The 21,572-nt window shown below is 73.1% G+C and carries 22 protein-coding genes and 1 pseudogene; 16 read left to right on the top strand and 7 right to left on the bottom strand.

Annotation, left to right across the window (positions count from 1 at the left end):
• Nucleotides 1–2: 2 nt before the first annotated feature.
• Nucleotides 3–965 (bottom strand): hypothetical protein, encoded by a 963-nt coding sequence (locus ACFRAR_RS04120; protein ID WP_380694540.1) that lies wholly within the window; start codon nt 963–965, stop codon nt 3–5.
• A gap of 271 nt (nt 966–1,236) precedes the next feature.
• Complete coding sequence (locus tag ACFRAR_RS04115; RefSeq protein WP_380694538.1) at nt 1,237–2,250, bottom strand: hypothetical protein; 1,014 nt, start codon at nt 2,248–2,250, stop codon at nt 1,237–1,239.
• A 239-nt stretch (nt 2,251–2,489) separates the two neighbouring features.
• On the opposite strand from ACFRAR_RS04115, the gene ACFRAR_RS04110 reads away from it, so the two are divergent.
• The 10 genes from ACFRAR_RS04110 to ACFRAR_RS04065 all read left to right on the top strand — a co-directional run bounded on the left by ACFRAR_RS04110 (nt 2,490) and on the right by ACFRAR_RS04065 (nt 11,612).
• Complete coding sequence (locus ACFRAR_RS04110; RefSeq protein WP_380694536.1) at nt 2,490–3,542, top strand: zinc-binding dehydrogenase; 1,053 nt, start codon at nt 2,490–2,492, stop codon at nt 3,540–3,542.
• 270 nt (nt 3,543–3,812) lie between these two features.
• Nucleotides 3,813–4,388: a hypothetical protein gene (locus ACFRAR_RS04105; RefSeq protein ID WP_380694534.1), complete on the top strand. Its 576-nt coding sequence runs from the start codon at nt 3,813–3,815 to the stop codon at nt 4,386–4,388.
• 464 nt (nt 4,389–4,852) lie between these two features.
• Nucleotides 4,853–5,830, top strand: a complete 978-nt coding sequence (locus ACFRAR_RS04100) for an aKG-HExxH-type peptide beta-hydroxylase (RefSeq protein WP_380694532.1) — start codon at nt 4,853–4,855, stop codon at nt 5,828–5,830.
• Nucleotides 5,827–7,086: a YcaO-like family protein gene (locus ACFRAR_RS04095; RefSeq protein ID WP_380694530.1), complete on the top strand. Its 1,260-nt coding sequence runs from the start codon at nt 5,827–5,829 to the stop codon at nt 7,084–7,086. The genes ACFRAR_RS04100 and ACFRAR_RS04095 overlap by 4 nt, the downstream gene beginning before the upstream one ends.
• A gap of 21 nt (nt 7,087–7,107) precedes the next feature.
• Nucleotides 7,108–7,872 carry a class I SAM-dependent DNA methyltransferase gene (locus ACFRAR_RS04090; protein WP_380694528.1) on the top strand — a complete coding sequence of 255 codons (765 nt, stop codon included), beginning with the start codon at nt 7,108–7,110 and terminating at the stop codon, nt 7,870–7,872.
• 16 nt (nt 7,873–7,888) lie between these two features.
• Nucleotides 7,889–8,290 (top strand): hypothetical protein, encoded by a 402-nt coding sequence (locus ACFRAR_RS04085; RefSeq protein WP_380694526.1) that lies wholly within the window; start codon nt 7,889–7,891, stop codon nt 8,288–8,290.
• Nucleotides 8,287–9,120 carry a hypothetical protein gene (locus ACFRAR_RS04080; RefSeq protein WP_380694524.1) on the top strand — a complete coding sequence of 278 codons (834 nt, stop codon included), beginning with the start codon at nt 8,287–8,289 and terminating at the stop codon, nt 9,118–9,120. Before ACFRAR_RS04085 ends, ACFRAR_RS04080 begins: the two co-directional genes overlap by 4 nt.
• Before the next feature lie 144 nt (nt 9,121–9,264).
• Nucleotides 9,265–10,539, top strand: a complete 1,275-nt coding sequence (locus ACFRAR_RS04075) for a trypsin-like serine protease (RefSeq protein WP_380694522.1) — start codon at nt 9,265–9,267, stop codon at nt 10,537–10,539.
• Between the two features lie 367 nt (nt 10,540–10,906).
• Nucleotides 10,907–11,293, top strand: a complete 387-nt coding sequence (locus ACFRAR_RS04070; protein ID WP_380694520.1) for a hypothetical protein — start codon at nt 10,907–10,909, stop codon at nt 11,291–11,293.
• Between the two features lie 19 nt (nt 11,294–11,312).
• Nucleotides 11,313–11,612: a DUF6404 family protein gene (locus ACFRAR_RS04065; RefSeq protein WP_380694518.1), complete on the top strand. Its 300-nt coding sequence runs from the start codon at nt 11,313–11,315 to the stop codon at nt 11,610–11,612.
• Between the two features lie 133 nt (nt 11,613–11,745).
• On the opposite strand, the gene ACFRAR_RS04060 is transcribed toward ACFRAR_RS04065, so the two are convergent.
• Together ACFRAR_RS04060 and ACFRAR_RS04055 are read right to left on the bottom strand one after the other, a co-directional pair.
• Nucleotides 11,746–11,949 (bottom strand): hypothetical protein, encoded by a 204-nt coding sequence (locus ACFRAR_RS04060; protein WP_380694516.1) that lies wholly within the window; start codon nt 11,947–11,949, stop codon nt 11,746–11,748.
• 62 nt (nt 11,950–12,011) lie between these two features.
• Entirely contained in the window at nt 12,012–12,548 is a 537-nt protein-coding gene (locus tag ACFRAR_RS04055) for an ATP-binding protein (protein ID WP_380694514.1), read from the bottom strand.
• A 216-nt stretch (nt 12,549–12,764) separates the two neighbouring features.
• Here ACFRAR_RS04055 and ACFRAR_RS04050 point away from each other — a divergent pair, with 216 nt between their 5' ends.
• On the top strand, nt 12,765–14,108 hold the full coding sequence (locus tag ACFRAR_RS04050; protein WP_380694512.1) for a tetratricopeptide repeat protein: 1,344 nt from the start codon (nt 12,765–12,767) through the stop codon (nt 14,106–14,108).
• Between the two features lie 395 nt (nt 14,109–14,503).
• On the opposite strand, the gene ACFRAR_RS04045 is transcribed toward ACFRAR_RS04050, so the two are convergent.
• Nucleotides 14,504–15,097, bottom strand: a complete 594-nt coding sequence (locus ACFRAR_RS04045; protein WP_380694510.1) for a DUF4291 domain-containing protein — start codon at nt 15,095–15,097, stop codon at nt 14,504–14,506.
• Between the two features lie 290 nt (nt 15,098–15,387).
• On the opposite strand from ACFRAR_RS04045, the gene ACFRAR_RS04040 reads away from it, so the two are divergent.
• Nucleotides 15,388–15,687, top strand: a complete 300-nt coding sequence (locus ACFRAR_RS04040) for a DUF6404 family protein (protein ID WP_380694508.1) — start codon at nt 15,388–15,390, stop codon at nt 15,685–15,687.
• A 133-nt stretch (nt 15,688–15,820) separates the two neighbouring features.
• Here ACFRAR_RS04040 and ACFRAR_RS04035 read toward each other — a convergent pair whose 3' ends face one another.
• Nucleotides 15,821–16,813, bottom strand: coding sequence for a DUF5937 family protein (locus ACFRAR_RS04035; RefSeq protein WP_380694506.1), 993 nt, complete (start codon nt 16,811–16,813; stop codon nt 15,821–15,823).
• A 101-nt stretch (nt 16,814–16,914) separates the two neighbouring features.
• Between ACFRAR_RS04035 and ACFRAR_RS04030 the strand changes: the two genes are divergently transcribed.
• The 3 genes and pseudogenes from ACFRAR_RS04030 to ACFRAR_RS04020 all read left to right on the top strand — a co-directional run.
• Nucleotides 16,915–18,207, top strand: a complete 1,293-nt coding sequence (locus ACFRAR_RS04030) for an MFS transporter (RefSeq protein ID WP_380694504.1) — start codon at nt 16,915–16,917, stop codon at nt 18,205–18,207.
• Nucleotides 18,208–18,521: 314 nt separating this feature from the next.
• A complete protein-coding gene (locus ACFRAR_RS04025) occupies nt 18,522–19,577 on the top strand; it encodes a hypothetical protein (RefSeq protein WP_380694502.1) in 1,056 nt (351 codons plus the stop codon).
• Nucleotides 19,578–20,028: 451 nt separating this feature from the next.
• Nucleotides 20,029–20,352 (top strand): annotated as a pseudogene (locus tag ACFRAR_RS04020) (AAA family ATPase); the annotation flags it as partial.
• A gap of 101 nt (nt 20,353–20,453) precedes the next feature.
• Here the strand turns inward: ACFRAR_RS04020 and tnpA are convergent.
• Nucleotides 20,454–20,882: an IS200/IS605 family transposase gene (gene tnpA, locus ACFRAR_RS04015; protein ID WP_380694500.1), complete on the bottom strand. Its 429-nt coding sequence runs from the start codon at nt 20,880–20,882 to the stop codon at nt 20,454–20,456.
• 24 nt (nt 20,883–20,906) lie between these two features.
• Here tnpA and ACFRAR_RS04010 point away from each other — a divergent pair.
• Nucleotides 20,907–21,572, top strand: a 666-nt coding sequence (locus tag ACFRAR_RS04010) for an RNA-guided endonuclease InsQ/TnpB family protein (protein WP_380694498.1), incomplete at its 3' end; no start/stop codon positions are given.

Below are 21,572 nucleotides of genomic sequence, written 5' to 3'. Positions count from 1 at the left end.
CGCTACCGTCCGCTCCCGGCCGTCGCCCGCCCGCGCAGGGAGACCCCGAAGCGCGTCCGGAGCCGGTGCACCTCCCACCACGCCACCGCGGTCACCGTCGCGGGCCCGCCGACCACGGCGGCCAGCTGGACGGGCGGCGGGCCGGGCGGCAGGCCGCCGAACACCAGCCCGGTCACGGCGAGTTCCCAGACCAGGACGCCGGTCAGGACGGGCGGGAACACCGGGTGCACCCGGTCCATGGTGAAGGCCGTGCGAACCACCGTCGGCGAGGCGAAGGCCACGAACATCAGCACCCAGATCGGCAACGCCAGGACCAGCAGGTTGAACAGCGGCCCGAGGAACAGCCCCTGGACCGACCCCTGCGCCTGACCGGCGAACCACAGCAGCACCGGCACCGCCGCGCACGCGCCCAGGAACTGCGAGGCCATCAGGACCGCCGGCCGCACCTGCGCCCGCATGGCCGGTCGCGCGGCCGGCCCGGCGAGCCGGAACAGCACCCCGACCACCACCGGCGCGGTCACCAGCACCAGCAACGGCGTGACCGTCAGCCGGGTCTCGAACTGCTGGTCGAGCTGGTCCCAGTCGTCCGCCGTCCCGTACACGAGCAGCACCACGACCGCCGCCCCGAGCGCCAGCCACCCCCGTATCCGTTGCACCCGCAGCACCACCTCGTCGGTGATCCCCCGGGGCCCGGGCACGATGAACACCCGTCGCGCCAGCCGCCGTGCCGACCTGGCCATCGGATAGAGCGCCAGGAACACCAGGAACGGCCACAGGCAGAACAGCAGCGGCACCAGGGCCCACCAGCGTGCCACCCGCCGTACGGGGGCCAGCAACTCCCGCAGGGTGGGCCACTCCTCGCCCCGGAACCGCTGCCACAGCGGAGCTGCGGCCGGTCGCGGCCACTGGTGGGGATCCTGCCGGTAGGGGCTCTGCGGGAAGGGCCTCTGATCTCCGTACGTCACGCCGAGTTCCTCGCGCCTCTCTGCTCGTCTGCTGACACTCGGTCAACCCGTCAGCGCCGCACCCTACTGCCGTCCGCCCACACCTCGTCCACCCCCTGCCTGCCACCCGTCCGGCCGACGGCCGTTCCCGGTGCGCACACGGACCAGGTCGGCCACCCGGTCGTGGGGGAACAGGGGGCCTCGCCGTCCTCGTGGACTGCGGTCGGGCTGCGGTCGGACCGGGTACGCGGGCTCGGGAACGGCGCCGCCTGGCGGTGGAGCGGACGCGGGCTCAGCCCGGCCGGACCGGTCCCGGGGCCGAAGGCGGTTGCGGGACCGGGTCGGTGAGGCGCTGGAGGAGGGCGGCCGCGATGTAGCGCATCCGGCCGGTGGTCGTGCGCGGGTCGTAGCCGAGGTCGCGCGTCAGCGCCTCGTGCCGGGCCTGGAGGGTGGAGTGATGCATGCCGAGTTCCGCCGCGGCGGCGCGGACGCTGTCCGACTCCACGAGCACGCGCAGGACCGCGGCCGAGCGGGCGTCGAGGCGCAGCAGGGCCCGGACGTCGTCGTGCGGGGCGTGGGGGTCGTGGGCCTGGGCGAGCACGAGCATGGCGCCGAGGTCCGTCGCGTCGACGGTGGGGGTGGACGGCGCGGTCAGCCGCAGGGCGATCACGGCGCCGTCCCACGACGCGGGCGCCCGGTCGGCCCGTACCCACGGGCCCAGGCCGGCCCGGCCCGTGAGCGGCGGGGTTCCCGTCGTGTCGAGGGTCGCGCGCAGGATGCCGTAGCGGGTCGGCAGGACCGCGGTGGGTCTGCCAGGGACCTGCGCGTCTACGGCAGTCGCGATCAGCCGGATCCGGGCGCCCGGAGCGAGGCGCAGCCGGGCCAGGGCGGTCGTGCGGTCGTCGAGCGTGCGGGCCGCGTCGATGCCGATCGCCAGGGCGCCGCCCGGGTCGCGGCGCCGGTCGAGAAGCCCGACCGCGAAGGCGAGGCGCTCGACGATGATCGCGTCGGCGGCGTGTGCGGCCCCGTCCCGTTCCAGCCAGACGCTGCCGCCCGCACAGGGCTGGACGGGGGAGCGGGGCTCCCGGCCGGTGGTGCCGTCCAGGAGCCGGCCGTCCGGGTCGCGCCGGCTGGTGCGGCCGTGCCGTTCGGCACCGGCGACGGTGCCGGACAGGGCGGCGGCTCCGCGCAGGAGCCCGTCCAGGCCGACGTCCGCGGTGATCAGCGTGTCGAAGTAGGAGACCGCCTTGAGGACCTCGGCCGCTCGTGGGTCCAGTGCGCCGATCCGGCCGACGAGTTCGTGCATCTTCGCTCCCTCACGTACGCCGCGACCCTACCGCCGCGTCCTCCGACGGCGGGGTCGTGCGTCGAGGAGGCGGGGCCGTGTGCGGGTTCGGGCGCGCGAATGGCGGGCGGGGCCCTCGGATTCCGCCGCGTCCGGCGGTGGTCCGGGGCCTGCGGGGCCCACGACGATGGGACGGCCGGCGATCCCGGCCGGCTCGGAAAGTCACGGAAAAGTCCCGGAAAACCCCGGAAAGGCGAAGCATGAAGGCAGCACGGTTCCACGGCAAGGAAGACCTCCGCATCGAGGAGGTGCCGGAGCCCGGCCCCGGGCCCGGGCAGGTGAAGCTGCGCAACGCGTTCGCCGGCATCTGCGGCTCCGACCTCCACTTCTTCTTCCATCCCGAGTCGCTGCCGTTCGGCCTGGACGAGCCGCACCCGCTGACCGGTGCCACCCTGCCGCAGATCCTCGGCCACGAGTTCTCCGGCACCGTCGTCGAGGTCGGCGAGGGCGTGACGGACGTGCGGGTCGGCGACCGCGGCGCGGTCTACCCGCTGGCGGTCTCCTGCGGCGAGTGCGCGGCGTGCCACAGGGTGCTGCCCTTCTCCTGCCGGCTGATGGGGTCGCTCGGATCGAACGTGGAGGGCGGCGGCCTGGCCGAGTTCTCCACGTTCGACGCGTCGCTGCTGCACGTGCTGCCGGAGGGCGTGGACCTGCGGCTGGGCGCCCTCGTCGAGCCGATGGCGGTGGGCTGGCACGCCGTCGCGCGCAGCGGCGTCGAGGCGGGCGGCGCGGCGCTGGTCGCGGGGGCCGGACCGATCGGGATCGGCGCCTGGTTCGCGCTCAGGGCCCGCGGTGTGGAGCGGGTGCTGGTGTCGGAGCCGAGCGCGGACCGCCGGGCGATCATGGCGGGCCTGGGCGCGCGGGTCGTCGACCCGCTGAACGAGGACCTCGCCGGCGCCGTCGCCGCGCTCACCGACGGCCGGGGCGTGGACGTGGCGGTGGACGCCGCGGGCGCGGGAGCGGCGGTCGACTCCGCCTTGGCGGCCCTCGTCCCCGGCGGCCGGCTGGTGGTGACCGCGCTGCACGAGCAGCCGATGCGGTTCCAGCCCACGCGGCTGATGATGGCCGAGACGGAGATCGTCGGTGCGGTCGGGTACCGGCCCGAGGAGTTCGACGCCGTCATCGCGGCCATGGCCGACGGCGTGTACGACACCACCGGCTGGGTGCGGGAGGCGTCGTTGGACGGCATCGTCGACGCGCTCCACTCGCTGCGCGCCGGCATCGGCGCGAAGGTCCTGCTGCGGGTCGGCTGAGCGACGTCCGGCCGTCCGGTGCGGGCGCCTCGCGGGGCGTCCGCACCGGAGGGCGGCGTGTGCGCGGGCGACGTGGCGGGGGACCACGGGCGAGCGGGGGCTCGCCGGTGGCGGCGACGGTGCGGTGGCCGGGGCAGGAGAGCAGGGGGCCGATCGGGTGGGGAGGCGGGCGGGGGCCGCCGGGGCGGCGCCCCCGCGGCCGGGGAGGATCCGGGGCATCGCCACGACGAGCGGCCTCGCGGCCGCAGCTCCGGAAGAGGGGAACCACCCGTGCTCGTACGCCGCACCGCCACCACCGCCCTGGCCGCTCTCACCGCCCTGTGCGCGTCGGCCCTGCCCGCCGCCACGGTCCAGGCCGCAGTGCCGGAGACCCTCAACTGCCTGACGAACGCGGCCGTCGCCTTCAGCCCACCGCTGTCCGCCACCGCCCAGGCCACCACCGTCGCCATCACCGGCACCGTCAGCGGGTGCACGGACTCGCAGAGCGGCGGCACGGCCATCACGGGCGGCACGGTCACCACGACCCTCCACTTCGGCTCCCTCAGCTGCAACCCCCTGCTCCCCGCCACCATGACGCCCGGCGCCTCGGCCGCCTTCCTCTGGAACCTGGCCGACGGCACCCGCAGCAGCAGCACCGTCACCGGCCTCGCCCTCACCCAGGTCGACGGCGCCGGCACCCTGACCGGCACCGTCACCGCCACCTCCCCCCGTCTCGCCGGGGAGGCCCTGACCTCGCTCCTGAACATCGACAGCGACCAGCCGATCGTCGACAACTGCGTCGACGTCCTCTTCGGCGCGCCGCCCATCGCCAACTCCTCCCTCACCGCCGACGTCGCCTTCGGCTGAGCCCCCGCTTCCGGGGCCGCCCGCCCGCGTGACCGCGTGACCGCGTCGAGCCGCCTCGACCAGGCGGCGAGCGGGACCACTCGTTCGGAGTAGTCCCGTGATCCGGGGCCCCGGCAGTAGCGGCGGCCCTGGACGGCCGTGGGCGTGCCGGGGGTTGCGCCGGCCGGCGGGTCGCCCACGACTGGACGTCCTAGCGTGGTCCGTGAGCGCCCTTGCCGACCAGGGCGTGGGCGCCGACCGAGAGGGAGTGCGTGATGGAAGAAACGCGCGAGCCGGAAGAGGTCGAGGTCGAGGTCGTGGACGAAGAGGAACTGCCCGACTTCGCCCTGATGGTCGACGTTCCGAAGTGACGGGACGTGACCCACGACCGGGGCGGACCGCTGTGTCCGCCCCGGTCCCCGGGGGCCGGAGTGCCAGCCGGAGCACCGGAGTGCCGACCAGAGCAGGAGAGCAGGGAGGCGGCAGTGCGCGTGGAACCGGACGCCGAGCGGGCCGCCGAGGACGAGGAGCACCTGGACGGCCTGGTGACCGGCTGCCTGACGGCCGCGGGGTGCGCGGAGGAGTCGTGGCGGCCGCAGGACCTGCGCTATCCCGGACTACACGCCGCGGCGCACCGCCTGCAGCGCAAACGCGGGAAGCCCTCCGATCCCGCTGAGCGGGAACAGGACGAACGGCTGGTGCGCGGCGTCGTCGCCCGCGCCCGGTCCAGTGCCGAACGGGCCCGGGCCACGGCCGCGACCGCGGGCTGGGCCGTGGACCTGGCACCACCGGCGGAGGACCACCTGACGGCGAGCGTCCGACGGGCCCTGCGCCAGATCCCCGAGCGCGCCGACCGCGCCGGGGCCGGGCCCGCCGCCGAGGTGGGCGACTGGAGCGCCGAGCAGCGCGCGGTCTTCGCCGACTGCCGCCGGGTGCTGGAGCGGGCGTGGCCGTCGATGCTGGCCGAACTCGGCGTCACCCTGCGTCAGGTCGCCGTCCTGAACGGCGAGGGCATCGACGGATTCACCGACTTCACCGTGCACGGCACCGCCTTCGTCAACCACCGGCGGCTCACCGACGACCACGAGAGCGGACTGCCGGGGCCGGTCCGGCTGGCCGAGGCGCTGGTCCACGAGGGCACCCACAACCGGTGCAACTCGGCCGCCGCGGGCACCCCGTTCCTGCGGCCGTCCGACGCGGACGTGCTGCTGCACACCCCGCTGCGCGCCGACCCGCGGCCGCTGGCCGGCCTGTTCCAGCAGGTGGTGGTGCTCGCCCGGCTCGTGCTGCTGTACCGGAGGCTTCCGGACGGACCGCCGGTGCGCGCCCGCCACGCCGTCCTGCTCGACCAGGGCCGGGACGGGGCCGCTTCCCTGCGCCGGCACGCCGACGGGCTGACCCCGGCGGGCGGGGAACTGCTGCGGCAGGCCGAGGCGGTCCTCGCCGGCGGGGCAGCGGTGTGAGCGCCGACGCCGACACGGCCTGGCCGGTGCAGGTCCGTGGACTGTTCCCCGAGGCGCCGGACTTCCTGATCGGCAGGGCCGCCGCGCGCAGCCCCGTCTTCGCGGCCAACGACGCGGCCGGCGGGCAGCGGGTGCTCATCGGGTCGGCCGCCGGGACCGAGCGCGAGGACGTCGCCCGGCGCGCCGCGGGCGAGCTGCTGGAGCGGATGCACAACGTCCTGGCCGGGCACCGGGCCGTGCGGCGGGCCGTCGTCGCCTCGTACGCCGCCCTGCGCCGGGCGGGTCGGCCCGCCCTGGACCCGCGGGCCTGGCCGGACCTCCAACAGGCTGCGGACGTACGGGAGATGGAGGTGGCGTGGGTGGAGGGGGCCTCGCTGACCGGCGCCGGGCGCCTGCTCGTCCCGGCGTGGGCGGTGTACCTGGCGTACTGCCCGCCCGCCGGTGGCGCGGCGCCGCTGTGCCCCGGCTCGACCGGACTCGCCGCGCACCGGACCGACGCCGCGGCACGCCGGCACGCCCTGCTGGAGATCCTGGAGCGGGACCTGCTGTGGCACGCCTGGTACGCCGACGGGCCGCGCCTCGTGCCGTGCGGACCGGCGCCGCTCGGCGCGCCGTTGCGGCGGGTCCTGGACGCCCTGGGGCTCCGGGAGCGTTGTGTGGTGCTGCCGGGCCCGGCGGGGACCGCGTGCGTGGTGGCCTGCCTGTCCGACGTCGACGGAGCCCGGCAGAGCTTCGGTGCCCGTGCCACCGATGGTGCCCGTGCCACCGATGGTGCCCGTGCCACCGATGGTGCTCGCGCCGCCGACGGCGCTCTCGCCGCGGCTGCGGCGTCCGCCGTCCAGGAGGCGCTGATGGTGCGCTGGAGCATGGGGACCACGAGCGCCCGCATCGTCTGGGCGCGGCTGCGCGCGGACCCGGGGCACCGGCCCCGCGGCCCACTGGAGCACGCGCTGCACACGTTCCACCGCCAGGACAGCCTGGCCCACCTGCTGGGCGGAGCCGTCGAGAGCGCATGGCGGATGCCGTCCGCGCCGCCGCCAGAGGCGCCAGAGGCGCCGGAGGTGCCGGAGCTGCCCCGCCTGCTCGCCGGGCACACCGGCGAGGACGTGGTCGAAGTCCCCACCACCGCACCGGGGTTGGACGACGACGGGACGGCGGTGGTGCGCGTGGTGGCCCCCGGCGCCCGCCGGCTGCCCGTGGACGAACCACCCCACGCCGCCTCGGCCCGACCGCAGCCCCCGCACCCGCTGGGCTGACCTGAGGAACGGAGACCGACCGTGTCAGCTCCCGCCACCCGCCCCCCGACGGCGGCCCCGTACGCCCGGCACTTCGCCGACCGCTACGACACCTGGTTCGGCAAACCGTCCGTGACCTCCGACACCGTCGCCCTCCTCGCCCGCCTCGCCGGCTCCGGCAGCGCGCTGGAACTCGGCGTGGGCACCGGACGCGTGGCCCTGCCGCTGTCGCGGTGCGGCGTACGGGTCGAAGGCATCGACGCCTCGCCCGAGATGGCGGCCCTCCTCGCGGCCAAGCCCGGCGGCGACCGCATCCCGGTCACCATCGCCGACTTCACCCGCCCCCCGCTCACGGGGCACCCCTACGACCTGGTCTACCTCGTCGCCGGGACCCTCTTCGAACTCGACACCCAGGCCGACCAGCTGCGGTGCTTCCACGCCGCCGCACAACTCACCGGCGAACACGGGCTGTTCGTCCTGGACGCGTTCGTCCCCGAAGTCCTGGTCGCCGCACCGCAGGAGCCGGACGGCCAGGTCATCCCGACGGCCGACGGCGACCGGGTCGTGCTCCGCCGAAGCTTCGACCGGGCCGCCCAGCGCTACCACTCCCACTACCGCATCACCCCCGGAGACGGGAGCCGAACGGTGGACCTCGACGTCACCTTCCGCTACGCGGGCACCGGCGAACTCGACCTGATGGCCCACCAGGCCGGCCTGGAGCTGCGCGAGCGCTACGGCAGCTGGAGCGGAACACCGTTCACGGACGGCTGCGCCTACCACGTGTCGGTCTACCGGCACACCCGCTGAACCGGCGGCACCCGCCATGCCTGCCTGGGCCGGAACCGTCCTGGCCGCCGCCGCGCTGATCGCGCTGGCGGTCCTCGTCGTCTGGGGTGCGTGGACCTCGCCGCACCGCCTCTTCTCCTGGGGCATGTACTCCGGCTCCTCCAAGGGCTTCCTCTGGATCCGGCACGAAGGCCACCCGCACCCGATCGCCATCGAACAGCTCCACCTGGCCCCGGGCAGCCACTACCTCAACATCCCCGAACTGCGCCGCCTGCTCGCCCACGCCGACCTCGACACCCCGCTCACCGGCCTGATCATCGGCTCCGACGGCGGCTGGCACGTCCACTACGACCCCGCCACCGGCAAGCTGCGCCTGGCCCGGCTGCCCGCCGGACAGCAACTGTGCGCCCTCGCCCAAGCCCTGCGCGAGGCACCGTGACCACCACCCAGACCGCCGCCGCACTGCTCCTTCTCCTCGCCGTCACCTGGCAGGCCGCCCTCACCCTCGCCGACGGCCGCACCATCGCCCGCCGCTACCCCGAGGGCCGCGCCTACCGCCTGGGCCGCGGCTGGACCACGCCCGCCGAACTCGCCGTCCAACGCCGCCTCGCCCTGAACGTGCTCACCGGCGCCGCGGCGCTGGCGGCCACCATCGGCTTCCGCCGGGCCGCCCCAGGCCCCGCCTCGACGGCCGCCTACGGCATCGGCTGCGGCCTCCTCCTGACGCTGGTCCTCATCGAACGCCGGCACAGCGGCTGCCGCTTCACCACCGTCTGCGTCGCCGAACTCACCACCGCCCTCGGCCTGCTGGCCCTGCCCGGGTCAGGTCCCGCCGCCGCCGGCCTGCTCGCCTCCTTCTGCGCCGCGCAGCTCTACCTCGTGGCCGGCATCCGCAAACTCCGCTCGGCCCACTTCATCACCGGCGGCGTCCTGATCGACAACCTCGCCTACAACGCCGTCCAGGCCGCCGCCGGAAACCGCGACTTCCCCGCCTGGCCCAGCCTCGGCACGCTCAGCACCATGCTCACCCGGCCGCCCCTGCACCGCCTGTGCCGCGCCGCCGCCATCGCGACCGCCACCACCGAAGTCACCCTCGGCCTCGCCGCCCTCGGCCTCCTCCCGGCCCCCGCCACACTCACCCTCGCCGTCCTCGTCCACGGCGCCTTCCTCCTGATCAGCCCCCGACGCATCGTCCCCTTCTCCACGGCCTCCCTCGGCCTGCTCCTCCTCGCCACCACCCACCCGCTGCTTCCCGTGTTCCTGCCCTGACTCCGTGACTCCGGGGGCCTGGTCCCGGTCGCGGCGGCGGGGCCGGCGGGGGAGTGGACGGCAGCGGCAACGCACTCGCTGTCTCGGCGGCGCATACGATCCGACAACTCCGCGTACCGGATCCGGTGACCCTATGGTGTCCGCATGCGAGGGTCGAAACTCCTGTACACGGCAGTGGTCCTGGTCCTGGGCGCCGCGTCCGTCGCCGTCGCCCGCGGCGGCCAGGGGGAGGCCGAGGAGACCCGGATGGCCCCGGCGATCCTGCTGAGCCGGGAGTACCACGAGACGCACCTGCGGCCGATCGCCGAGGAGGTCCACCACCTGGTGGACACCGGGCAGGTGCCCAAAGACGGCTTCGCCTCGATCGTGTTCCACGGCGACGAGAACTGCCTCGACCTCTACTGGAAGGGCCCCGTACCCGCCCGGATCACCGAGGCCGTCGACGCCTGGCGCGCCCGCACCCGCGAACAGGCCCGCCACGAGCCCGCCCGCCCGGCCCCCGACTACGACGTCCGCTACCACCCGGCCGCCTACTCGCGCCTCGAAATGGACCAGGCCATCAGCAGGTTCGTCTCGGCGGTCGGCAACGACCCCGCCGAATGGTCGTCGCTCTCACCCGCCAACGACGGCAGCGGCCTCCTGCTCACCTACCGGCCCGCGTCGACCAGACGCATCGCCCCCGCCGACGCCCCGGCCCGCGACTACGAGACCAGGGCCGGGCACCTCGCCGGCGTCCCCGTCCACGCGCGGGCCGGATCCCCCGAGACACCCACCAAGGGCAGCCGTACCAGCGACGCCGCGCCCTGGTACGCCGGAGCGGACCTCACCCTCGCCGACAACTCCCGCTGCTCCACCGGCTTGCCCGGGTGGGTGAACGGCAAGCGCGTCCTGCTGACCGCCGCCCACTGCCAGACCAGCGGGAACGTCTACAACGGGCAGCGCGTCGTGGGGGAGGTCACCGCCCACGACAGCGGCCTGGACGTCGCCGTCGTCACCACCGGCCAGGACACCGCCGCCCGCTTCTACAGCGGTCCCTGGAACAGCGGCGACTCCCGTCCGCTGTACGGGCCGGCCCGCCTCGACCCCGGCCAGTCCGCCTGCTTCAGCGGTGCCACGTCGGGCTTCCACTGCGAGCTGGAGGTCACCCGCGTCGGCGTCCACTCCCCCTCCGGGCGCACCGGCGCCACCGAGGTGAGGTCCCGCGGCGGGGGCGTCGCCGTCGCCCAGGGCGACAGCGGGGGACCGGTCGTGGCCAATCCGCAGGGCGACTCCATGGCACCGGCCGGCGTCATCATCGCCGGGAACACCGACACCAAGGTCGCGTGCGGCGGCACGTCGACCCCGACGGTGTGCTTCTCCACCGGCTACTACACCCCGCTCGACCCGGTGGCGGCCGCGTTCGGGTTCTCGGCCCTGTGATCCCGGACGCGCGGCCGTGGCCGGGCGGGCGCTGCTCATCGGGTCGTGGGTGTCGAACGGCCTGGTCGTCGGGGTGGAATCGCTCTACGTTCCCTGCTCACCCCGAAGTTGGACCCGCGGTCAAGCCCACCGCGGGTCAGGACCCGGACCGGGCGAACATCGCGGGGAAGGCGACCGTGAAGGTCGGTGAGAGGCTGGTGAGGGCTGTGCGCAGTGCGGTCTCGTCGATCGTCGGCTGGTTCTCGAACGACTGACCGGGTCACCGCTAGGCTGTGGGTGATCGGCCGTGTTCGAATGGCCGTGACGGAACAGTGCTCCGGAGCCCGCGTTCGACGCAGGCCCCGCAGCCTGGACGAGGGGGTGTGCGGTGTATCCGTTGGGGCTTGGCGCCGTGTCGTGGTGGTGGCTCGCGATCCTGGCGACGGCGGTGTTCTGGGCGGTCCTGGTGCCGGGAATGCCCACCCCCTCGTACCGGATCCGTATGGCGCTGGCGCCGGCCGCGATGGTGGTCTTCGGCGTCGGCAGTTACTACGGGAAGCACATGGACCTCGCCGCGGTGCTCGCCATGTACTCGTTCGCGATCGTGGCCTTCCCGGTGGGAATGATCGGCCACCGCAGGAAGTTCGCGCGGCGATTGCTGGAGGCGAAGCAGAGGGGCGAGTCGGAGGAGTACACGTGGCCTCCGGCGATGATGGCGCAGGTCTTCGTCTCCCTCGTCGTATGCGGAGCCATGGCGATCTGGGTCACCCGGTAGCCGGCCCTATCCTTCTGACATGGCGACATGGCAGCGGTCTCTGGCTGATGGGTTCTGGGCTCTCGACAAGGCCCTGGGCGGGCAACGGCGTCCGACCAGGTTCCAGAAGTGGGCGGGCCGGCACCCGGTCCAGGCCGGTCTGTGGGTGGCCGCGCCCCTCACGCTGTTCCTGTGGCTGGTGTCGGGCGAGGATGGCGACAGCCCGCTGTTCGTCGTGATCGGCGGGCTGACCACGGGGCTGATCTTCGGCCTCACGGCAGCCTTGGAGCGGCTCCGGCAGCGTCGGCTCAAGCGTCTGGGGGTGTGGGACGGAGCGTGAGACGGCCCGGGACCGGTAGACGGAGCTGGCGAAGGCGTCCTCGTCGAGACCGCCGAGACCCTGGCGGGTCACCCGCGAACCGGATGCTCGTGCCGGCCCTCATCGAGGAGAACTCCGGTACGAAAGGCGGCACTTACGCATCGTCGCGCCGTGCGTCCGCCGCGGTGAGCAGGACCTCCGCCGCCTCGGTGCGGACGTACAGGACGTACCGGCCGCTGCGGCGGGCGCGGTGCTCGGCGATGAGCTGGGCGGCGCGGGCGCGGGCGGCTCCGGGCGTGGACCACTCAATGCCGGTGCGGAGTCCGCGGCGGCCGAGGATCCCATCAGTACTGGTCACACAGGTCATCAGGTCTGATCCCTTCGGAGCGGGTTTCCCTGGGTGGTGCGGACGGAGCCTGTTCAGGCGGCGGTGCGAGGGCGGGTACTGCCGGGCGTGAACGGCGGACGTATCGCAGAGCGTCCGGGACGCGGGACCGCGCGAAGGACGGCCCGGACCGCGCGACGCGGACCGGCGAGGACCTGGCGCCGAGTCACTGGCTGCTCGGGCAGGGCCAGCTCCGCCCAGACCCGCTTGCCCCGTTCGGTCCGCTCCGCGCCGTACGCCAGAGCCAGGCGCTCGACCAGTTCCAGCCCTCGGCCGCTCTCCGCGTCCGTGCCGGCCTGGCGTCGCTGGGGCAACGCGGTCGACCCGTCGTAGACCTCCACCAGGGCCCGCCGCAGCCGGACACTCACGTGGACGGCAACGGTGAGCATCGGCCGATCGGAATGCCGCACGGCATTGGTCACCAACTCGGAGGTGACCGTGTCCAACGCGAGCCGGGTGTCCTCGTCGAGCAGGACGCCCCAGCCGACGACTCGGGTCCTCACCCTGCGGCGGGCGACGGGCACGGAGACCGGATCTCTGGTCAGGAAGAAGACATGGGAATGCACGACCACGGTGGGGCACCCTTCGGCACTGGCCTGGAGAGCGGCACCGGCCACCTGGGAATGGACGAGCAGGTGGGCGGTGCCGCCGATCGTGGAGCCGAAGCAGCCCCGATTCGTGGGGCTCTCGTTCGGCCTGACATAGAGTCAACAGGTGTGTGCTCGCCGTGAACACGGTAGAGACGCTCCGGGTGCTTGAAACCCTTGAAACCTGACGCGGGGGCGGCAATGGCAGCGCGTGAACGGACACCCAACGGCAAGCTCTCCGCCCTGGTCGCGGAGTGCCGATGGGCGAGCAACGGCGAGTTCGCCCGCGCGGTCGACCGGGCCGGCACCGAGGCCGGGTACAAGCTGAAGTACGACGAGTCCGCCGTCTCGCACTGGCTCTCGGGAACCCGGCCCATGGCGAAGTACCGGAAGGTGGTCCTGGAGGCCCTGACCCGCCGCCTGGGGCGGCCGGTCACCGCGTTCGAGGCGGGCTTCGCCGATGAGCCTGACGTTCAGCCCCAGTCCGCGGATACGGTGGCGGGGTTGATCGATTTGGGGGTTATGGACATGGACCCATCGCGTAGGGGCGTTCTCGGGGCCGGCCTGTACTCGGTCGCCCTCACCATCCCCGGCCGGCCGGACGTCATCGGGCGGTTCGAGAGGCTGAAGGCCGATCCGCACACCAGGATCGGCATGGCCGAGGTCGAGGCCGTGATCGCCATGACCGAACGCATCAGCGAGCTGGACGACCAGTTCGGCGGCCGGACCGCCCGCCCGATGGCCGCCGCGTTCATGGTCAACAACATCGCGCCGCATCTGAAGGCCACCGCCGACGACGAGGTGCGCAAGGCGATGCTGTCGGCCGCCGCCGACCACCTCTACCTGACCGGCTACATGGCCGTGGACGAACGCCTCGACCTGCTCGGCCAGGCCTACTACACCAAAGCGCTGGAGCTCGCCCTCGCCGCCGGCGACCACCTCACCTACTGCACGACCCTGCGCGGCATGAGTGTCCAGGCCGTCGAACTCGGCCACGGCGCTCCTGCGTTGCGGTACGCGAACGCCGCCGCTGCCGCCTCGCCCGAGGCCGGACCGCGGATGCGTGCCTTCCTCGCCGGCCAGCAGGCCCACGCCCTCGCCCAGACCGGCGACCGCGCGGGAGCGCTCGCCAAGCTCCACGAAGCCGAAGTCGCCATGGAACAGGCCGAGTCCAAGGCCAAAGCCCACGGCTCCTACGACCCCGCCTCGCTCTCGTACCACGTCGCCCAGGTCAACTACGAACTCGGCGACCGTGAAGGAGCGATCCGCGCGCTCCAGCACTCCGAGAAGGTCCGACCCGCGGTGTACCGGCGTGCCCGGGTCCGCCACCGCGCGATGCTCGCCGAGTGGCAGCTCGAAGCCGGCCGCCTGGAGGAAGCCGTGCAGGGCTGGAACCTTGCTCTGGACGACTTCCCCCACGTCCAGTCCGGCCGGGCCGACGACCGCTTCCGCGCGATGCTCTCGGCGACCCGCCCGCACCGGCGCAACCCCCACGTCCGCGAACTCCTCGATCGTTCCCGGCCGATCGCTCCCCGTCCAGCCTGAGCCACCCCGATGAACCCGGCGCGGGCGAGGTCCGGAGGAGCCCGTGTCCAGGCTCTGCCGAACGAGACATGACTGCTGTGGGACACAGCCTGTGTCGCGATACACACCCCGCTCGACCCGGTGGCGTCCGCGTTCGGGTTCTCGGCCCTGCGATCCTTCCCGCGCGGTCGCGCGCGCGGCCGTGACCGGGTTGTGGGCGGCTGCACGAGACACCCTCCGAGGTACCACGAGACCCTGTTCCCGAGCCCGGCGCGGACCACGAGTATCCGATCGAGACTCCCGTTCGACGGACACCGCTCGAAATGCTGATGGCATCGCGTATTGGATCGTCGCGAGTTGCCCAGGCGGGCGGTGCCGGAACGAGGAGTCCGCAGTCCCGGATCGTCGGTCACGACTCAGCCGCGCAGATGAGCCAGAAGCCCGTCGCTCGCCGGGTAAGGGCGTTCTGCGGGGAGGAGTTGGCGGGCGGTGTCCAGAGCTCCGTCCCTGACGTGGGCATGGATCGTGTGCGCGAGCGTGGTGACGTCGCTGATCGAGACGATCCACTCCTCCGCGTAGCGCTCGGCGGCTTCGCCGGCGAGGCCGAGTTGCAGGGAGCGGTGAGCGAGCGGCTGTAGGCGCAGGTCGCGTTCGGGGTCCCACTGGACTCGGGCCAGGGCTCGCTTGAGCCGGCGCTTCCAGGTGGCGCGGTCGGGATGCAGCCCGTGCTCGTAGTGGGTCAGGCAGGCGTTTCCTAAGGCCCATTCGAAGCCCTCCCGGGTGATTTCGATCGCGAGGACGGTCTCCTGGCCTTCCTTGGCGGCCCATCCGCAGCGATACATCATCCAGAGGAACGACGGCTTGATCCACGTCATCCGGTCCCGCTGCCAGGTCGCGGGAAAGCGGCCGTCGAGGGCGGCGGGCAGGCCGATCTCCGGTGCGTATGCCTGGTAGACCGTCACGGTGGTGGCCGTGTGGAGGGCGCGGATCTGATGCTTGGGTTCTGACACGGTGACCAGAGTCGATGGTGGGCGCGTTTCGTGCCATCGAATTACCAGGTTGGCTGTCAGGGAGCCCGCCCCGACGTTCACCCATCAGGACAGGTACGGCAGTTCACCCACGGGTGACAGGCGTACGTGCGGCTCCCGGACGGTCGGGGTGAGGCCTCTGGGACTGTCGACATCATCGACCCGGCATCACCCGAGACGCGACGTCGGTGCGCGCGGTGGCGGCCGGCGGGCCGCTCGGCCGTCGCGACCTCGGCCGTGGGGCCGCCGCGCAGCGGCCCTGTCCTTCTGCCATGGCGACAAGGCAACGGTCACTGGCTGATGGGTTCTGGGCTCTCGACAAGGCCCTGGGCGGGCAACGGCGTCCGACGCGGTTCCAGAAGTGGGCGGGCCGGCACCCGGTCCAGGCCGGTCTGTGGGTGGCCGCGCCCCTCACGCTGTTCCTGTGGCTGGTGTCGGGCGAGGATGGCGACAGCCCGCTGTTCGTCGTGATCGGCGGGCTGACCACGGGGCTGATCTTCGGCCTCACGGCAGCCTTGGAGCGGCTCCGGCAGCGTCAACTCAAGCGTCTGGGGGTGTGGGACGGAGCGTGAGACGGCCCGGGACCGGTAGACGGAACCGGTGAAGGCGTCCTCGTCGAGACCGCCGAGACCCTGGCGGGTCACCCGCGAACCGGGTGCTCGTGCCGGCCCTCATCGAGGAGAACTCCGGTACGAAAGGCGGCACTTACGCATCGTCGCGCCGTGCGTCCGCCGCGGCGAGCAGGACCTCCGCCGCCTCGGTGCGGACGTACAGGACGTACCGGCCGCTGCGGTGGGCGTCGACCAGGCCGGCGGCGCGCAGGGCCGTCAGGTGCTGGGAGACCCCGCCGGCGGTGATCCCGGTGCGACGGGCCAGCTCGGTCGTCGAGGCGGGCGTGTCGAGGTCGGCCAGCAGCCGGGCCCTGGAGCGGCCGACGACCGCGGCCAGGGCCTGCGGGACGGCGACCTGCCGTTCCCAGAGCGCGGCCACCCCGCGCGGCGGATAGCGCAGGGTGGGTTGCCAGTTCGGGCTGACGACGGAGAAGACCCGCGGCCAGACGAACACCGACGGCACGAGGAGGAGGCCGCGCCCGCCGAGTTGCCGGCTGCCGCGTACGTAGCGGTGCCCGACGCGCAGGGTGTCGTCGTCCCAGGTCACGACGGGCCCCAGGTCGCCCAGCAGTTGGTCCGCTCCGTGCTCGGCGAACAGCCTGGCACGGTGCAGCACGTCCCCCTCCAGGAGCGAGCGCATGCGGGGCCAGTACGGCGCGAGCACGAGATCCCAGTACGACCCGATGACGTCGGCGAGTTCGGCGAGGCCGCGGCGCGGATCGTCGCGCAGCCGGTCGACGCGCTCCGAACGCGGCGCGTGCGGAGCGCCGAGGCCCGAGCGGACCTGCTCGGCCGGCGTGGCGCGCAGCACGGCCAACTCGCTGTCCAGATCGCGGGCCGGGCCCGCCGGCGGCGGTGCGAGGAAGATCGGGATCGACCCGGGCGGATCCGGGACCAGATCGGCGAGCAGGCGCCAGTCCAGCCCCGAGGACGCCAGTCGGCGTCCGGCCTCGCCGCTCCACGGGCGGTGCAGCGGGTTCCCGGCCGGATGCTTCAGCACCCGGACACTGGCCACCACCTCCCACAGCGGCGACAGGGCGAACCGGGTACGGGCCAAGTCGCGGACGGAGAACGCCAGATCCAGCACGATGCCCCCTCGACGGCGGAAGACCCCCGCGGCCGGCGGCCCGGGATTCAGCACAGCCTAAATTCCTCGCCCGCCGGCCGGTGCGGCGGGAACCTCACCCCATGACCAGCACCGATCTTCCCCACCGGCCGGACACGGCCGCGCCCACCCCCGATCCGTCTCCTCCGGTCCTGCGGGACCCGGGCTTCCGCCTGCTCGTCGGCGCCGCCGCGGTGAGCAAGCTCGGCACCGCGGTGAGCGCCCTGGCGATACCGCTGACCGCCGTCCTGGCCCTGCACAGCTCGCCCGGACAGGTCGGCCTGCTGGCGACGCTGAGCACCCTCGCCTTCCTGCTGATCGGCCTGCCGGCGGGGGCCTGGGTGGACCGGATGCGCAAGCGGCCCGTGATGGTCGCCGCCGACCTGGTCAGGGCCGCGCTCCTCGGGTCGGTGCCGGTCGCCTGGTCGCTCGACTGCCTGACGATCCACCAGCTCTACCTGGTGGTCCTGCTGACGGGCGTGGCCACGGTCTTCTTCGACGTCGCCACCCTGAGCCAACTGCCCTACCTGGTCGGACGCCACCGGCTCACCCAGGCCAACGCCCACCTGGTGACGGTGGACGCCCTCACCCAGATCGGCGGGCGCAGCGCGGGCGGCTTCCTGACGGCCCTGCTGTCCGCCCCGGCGGCGATCGTGGTCGACGCGGCCGGCTACCTGTGGTCGGCGGTCCTCCTGCTGCGCATCCGCCGGCCGGAGCCGCGCCCGCGGGAGCGGCGCGACGCGGGGCTCGGCCGCGAGATACGCGAGGGCCTGCGCTTCGTGCTCGGCGACCCGACCCTGCGGGCTCTCGCGCTCGCCGGAGCACTGACGAACCTGTCCATCCAGCTGTGCCAGACCATGCTGCCGGTGTTGTTCGCCCGGGAACTCGGCCTCTCCGGCGCGGTCGTCGGCCTGTTCTTCGCCGTCGGTGGCCTCGGCGTGCTCATCGGCTCGATGTCGGCCCGACGGCTGGCCCACCGGTTCGGCGCCGGACGGCTGCTGTGGTCGATGGGCCTGGCCGTCGCGCCCCTCGGCGCCCTGCCGGCGCTGACCGCCCGCGGACCGGCCCTCTGGCTCGCCACGGGCGCCTGGCTGATCATCACGTGCAAGGTCGGCGTCGACAACGTGATCACGGTCAGCTTCCGTCAGAGCGTCACCCCGGACCACCTGCTCGGCCGGATGAACGCCACCATGCGCGTCCTGCTGACGGGCTCACTCGCGATCGGTGCGGCCCTGGCCGGGCTGCTGGGCGAACTCGCCTCCGTCCGAACCGCGTTGTGGGTCGCGGCCGCCGGGCTCGCCACGGTGTGGATACCGGTCTTCTTCTCACCGCTGCGCACCCGGCGCGAACTGCCGGGCACCGTCGCCGCGCGATGAACAACCCGGCCCGCGGAGAACCACCCTGAACCAGCTACTCACCATGACCGATGCCGTGCAAATCCCAGCGAATACGCGACACATCAACATGCGAGCTCACCGGTCTCGACCCCCGAGGGCCGGACGCCTCAGCGGAGGCCGCATCGGCTCGCGGCCCTCGGCGAGGGGGCGCTGTCCGGTGACGGTGACTGGCATTCACCCGAACAGGTGGTTTGAACGTGCCGTGGTCCAGTGCGCGGGGTCCGCACCGCACATCCGACGAGATCCCCTGGCTAGGGTGGCCGTCGTTTTCAGTGGCACGTGAAGGGACTCGAATGATGCACGGGATCCGCCTCGCCCTCGCAGGGGTGCTGGCAGCCGGCGCGGTGTTAGTGGCAGGGCCGTCCGCCGGGGCGGTGGACGAGCCCGCCCCGGCAGTGAAGATCGTGGCCTCCGCCTGGTCGCAGGACGGGTGGATCGCCAAGGCCACCTGTCCCAGCGGCTACGGCCTGGTCGGCGGCGGGCAGGACGCCAACCTCTATGCCAACGCGACCTTCAAGACGGTCGTCGACAGCGTCGAGGCCAACGGGCCCGACCCGAGCACCGTCAACACCTGGATGGTCCAGGCCAGTAGGGGCCAGGCCCGCGCCTTCGCCGTGTGTGCCCAGGGCGCGCCCGTGCCCACCGTCGTCCCCTCCGCCTGGTCCCAGGCCGGATGGATCGCCAAGGCCACCTGCCCGGCGGGCCAGCGTCTGATCGGCGGCGGCCGGGACACCCGGCTGGAGACACTGATCAACGGGGACGTCAACGACGACATCGAACTCAACGCCCCCGACGCGACCGTCTCCGACACCTGGTCCGCGCAGGCCAAGAGGGGTCAGGCCCGCGCGATGGCGCTGTGCGCCGCCGGAGCCCCCGCGCTGACCGTCGTCGCCTCCGACTGGTCCCAGGCCGGATGGATCGCCAAGGCCACCTGCCCCAGTGGCTACGGCCTGGTCGGCGGCGGCCAGGACGCCCGCATCGGAACCAACTTCACCGGCGCGCTCAGCGACGGCGTCGAGGCCAACGGGCCCGCCCCCGACAGCGCCAACACCTGGATGGTCCAGGCCAAGAGCGGCCAGACCCGCGCCTTTGCCATGTGCGCCCAGGGCGCGCCCGTGCCCACCGTCGTCGCCTCCGACTGGTCCCAGAAGGGCCAGGTGGCCCGCGCCACTTGCCCCCAGGGCACACAGATCGCAGGCGGCGGACGGGACAGCCGTCTGGGCCTCGACGGCTTCGGCGCCATCGACGACGAGATCGAGCTGGACGCCCCCGACCCGCAGAACGCCAACTCCTGGACAACCCGCTCCCACATCGGCCAGAGCCGCGCCCTGGTCATGTGCAGGGCCTGACCAAGCCCACCTCCGCCCCTCTGTGACACCACTCCGTCAACAGGAGCGGCGCCGCAGAGGGGCGTTCCGGTGTGGAGGCGTAGCCGGCCGGGGTACAGCCGAACACCGGACGGATGCGGATGCGGATGCGGCTTCCACCGGCGGCCACTCGCGATTCGCCAGAGCCGCCGCCCCTGGGCGAACCGACCGAGCGACAGGGCAGAAGGCCACCTGATCCGCCAGGCAGGAGTCGAGGAGCGCCATCGGCTCGCGGCCCTCGGCAAGGGGGCGCTGTCTGGTGACGGCCGGCGGCGGGTTCGAGGCGTCGGAGGCTGCGGCTGACTGGCGTCTGCTGGCAGGGGCGTGACCGGAGCCGGCGGATGCCGGCCCGGGCCGCCGGAAAAGCTGATGCGCCCGGCCAACTCGCGGCGCACACTGGGCCGGTCACGCACCGTCGCCGCGAAGGAGCCCCGTGCAGGGAGCAGTCAGCGTCTCGCCCGCCCAGATCCCCGAGCTGCTGCTCGGCCTGGCCACCGTCCGTCCGGTGTTCCTCTGGGGCGCCCCCGGGATCGGGAAGTCCTCCCTGGTCAGGGCGTTCGCCGAGTCGCTCGGCCTGGAGTGCGTGAGCCTGGTCGGCACCCAGCTCGCCCCGGAGGACCTGATCGGCGTCCCGCAGCTCACCCCCGAGGGCCGCTCCCGGTTCTGCCCGCCCGAGCAGATCGCCCGCGACGAGCCGTACTGCCTCTTCCTCGACGAGCTCAACGCGGCCTCGCCGGACGTCCAGAAGGCCTTCTACCTCTGATCTTGGCCAGTGCTCCGCCCTTCAGGGCGGGGGTGAGGGCCATCCTTGGGCCGGAGGCGCGGAGCGCCGGAGTTCGCTGCGTCTCGGGGTAACGATCAGACGGGTCGCTTCTGGTTCTCGATGTACTGCTTGACCACGGTCAGCGGTGCGCCGCCGCAGCTCCCGGCGAAGTAGGAGCCGGACCAGAAGTGTCCGCCCCACAGGTACCGGCGCACGTGCGTGTCGTACTCCTTGCGCAGCAGCCGGGCCGAGACGCCCTTGAGGGAGTTGACCAGCTTGGAGAGCTGGACCTTCGGCGGATAGTGCACCAGGAGGTGCACGTGGTCGTCCTCGCCGTTGAACTGCTTCAGCTCGGCTTCGAAGTCGGCGCATACCTCCCGCATGATCTCTTCGCATCGCGTCAGCATGGCGTCGGTCATTGCCTCGCGTCGATACTTCGTGACAAAAACCAAGTGGACATGCAAGTCGTGGATGACGTGACGTCCTGTGCGGACATCGGGATTTTGGTTCCATCGTGGTGACATAAACCAAAGGGTATAGTGGTTGACATGCAGCTTCGGTACAGCTTCCGCGTGTACCCGAGCACCGGTCAGCGCATGGCGTTGGCGAGGGCGTTCGGGTGTGCTCGGGTCGTCTTCAACGACGCGCTCCGCGTCCGTGAGACCGCCCGCGCCGCCGGGCTGCCGTTCGTTGCGTCGGGTGAGCTGTCCAAGCAGCTCACCGCCGCGAAGAAGACCCCCGAGCGGGCATGGCTCGCCGAGGTGTCATCGGTCGTGTTGCAACAGTCCCTCCGGGACCTGGACACCGCCTACCGGAACTTCTTCGACGGCCTCAAGGGCAAGCGCCCGCGCATGGGCGCACCCCGCTTCAAGTCCAAGAGGGACACCCGGCAGGCGATCCGCTTCACCGCGAACGCCGGGTGGAAGATCACAACCGGGGGAAAGCTCCGGCTTCCAAAGGTCGGTGACGTGGCCGTGAAGTGGTCCCGTTCCCTGCCTTTGACCCCGTCCACGGTGACCGTGGTCAAGGACAGCGCGGGCCGCTACTTCGCCTCGTTCGTGGTCGAGACCGACCCCGAGGCGCTGCCGGGTACGGACAGCGTGGTCGGCATCGACCTGGGCCTGACCCACTTCGCAATCCTGTCCGACGGCACGAAGATCGAAAGCCCGCGCTTCCTTCGCCGGGCGGAGAAGAGGCTCAAGAAGGCGCAGCGG

This window comes from Kitasatospora sp. NPDC056651, from assembly GCF_042792155.1.
Lineage (GTDB): Bacteria > Actinomycetota > Actinomycetes > Streptomycetales > Streptomycetaceae > Kitasatospora.
The sequence above is the reverse complement of the archived record's forward strand: the minus strand, read 5'-3'. Positions and strand labels throughout refer to the sequence as shown.

Coding starts and splice junctions, on each gene's coding strand:
- ACFRAR_RS04115 (WP_380694538.1), bottom strand. CDS start 2,250: ATGCACGAACTCGTCGGCCGGATCGGCGCACTGGACCCACGAGCGGCC.
- ACFRAR_RS04110 (WP_380694536.1), top strand. CDS start 2,490: ATGAAGGCAGCACGGTTCCACGGCAAGGAAGACCTCCGCATCGAGGAG.
- ACFRAR_RS04085 (WP_380694526.1), top strand. CDS start 7,889: ATGCCTGCCTGGGCCGGAACCGTCCTGGCCGCCGCCGCGCTGATCGCG.
- ACFRAR_RS04075 (WP_380694522.1), top strand. CDS start 9,265: ATGCGAGGGTCGAAACTCCTGTACACGGCAGTGGTCCTGGTCCTGGGC.
- ACFRAR_RS04065 (WP_380694518.1), top strand. CDS start 11,313: ATGGCGACATGGCAGCGGTCTCTGGCTGATGGGTTCTGGGCTCTCGAC.
- ACFRAR_RS04050 (WP_380694512.1), top strand. CDS start 12,765: ATGGCAGCGCGTGAACGGACACCCAACGGCAAGCTCTCCGCCCTGGTC.
- ACFRAR_RS04040 (WP_380694508.1), top strand. CDS start 15,388: ATGGCGACAAGGCAACGGTCACTGGCTGATGGGTTCTGGGCTCTCGAC.
- ACFRAR_RS04030 (WP_380694504.1), top strand. CDS start 16,915: ATGACCAGCACCGATCTTCCCCACCGGCCGGACACGGCCGCGCCCACC.
- ACFRAR_RS04025 (WP_380694502.1), top strand. CDS start 18,522: ATGATGCACGGGATCCGCCTCGCCCTCGCAGGGGTGCTGGCAGCCGGC.
- tnpA (WP_380694500.1), bottom strand. CDS start 20,882: ATGTCACCACGATGGAACCAAAATCCCGATGTCCGCACAGGACGTCAC.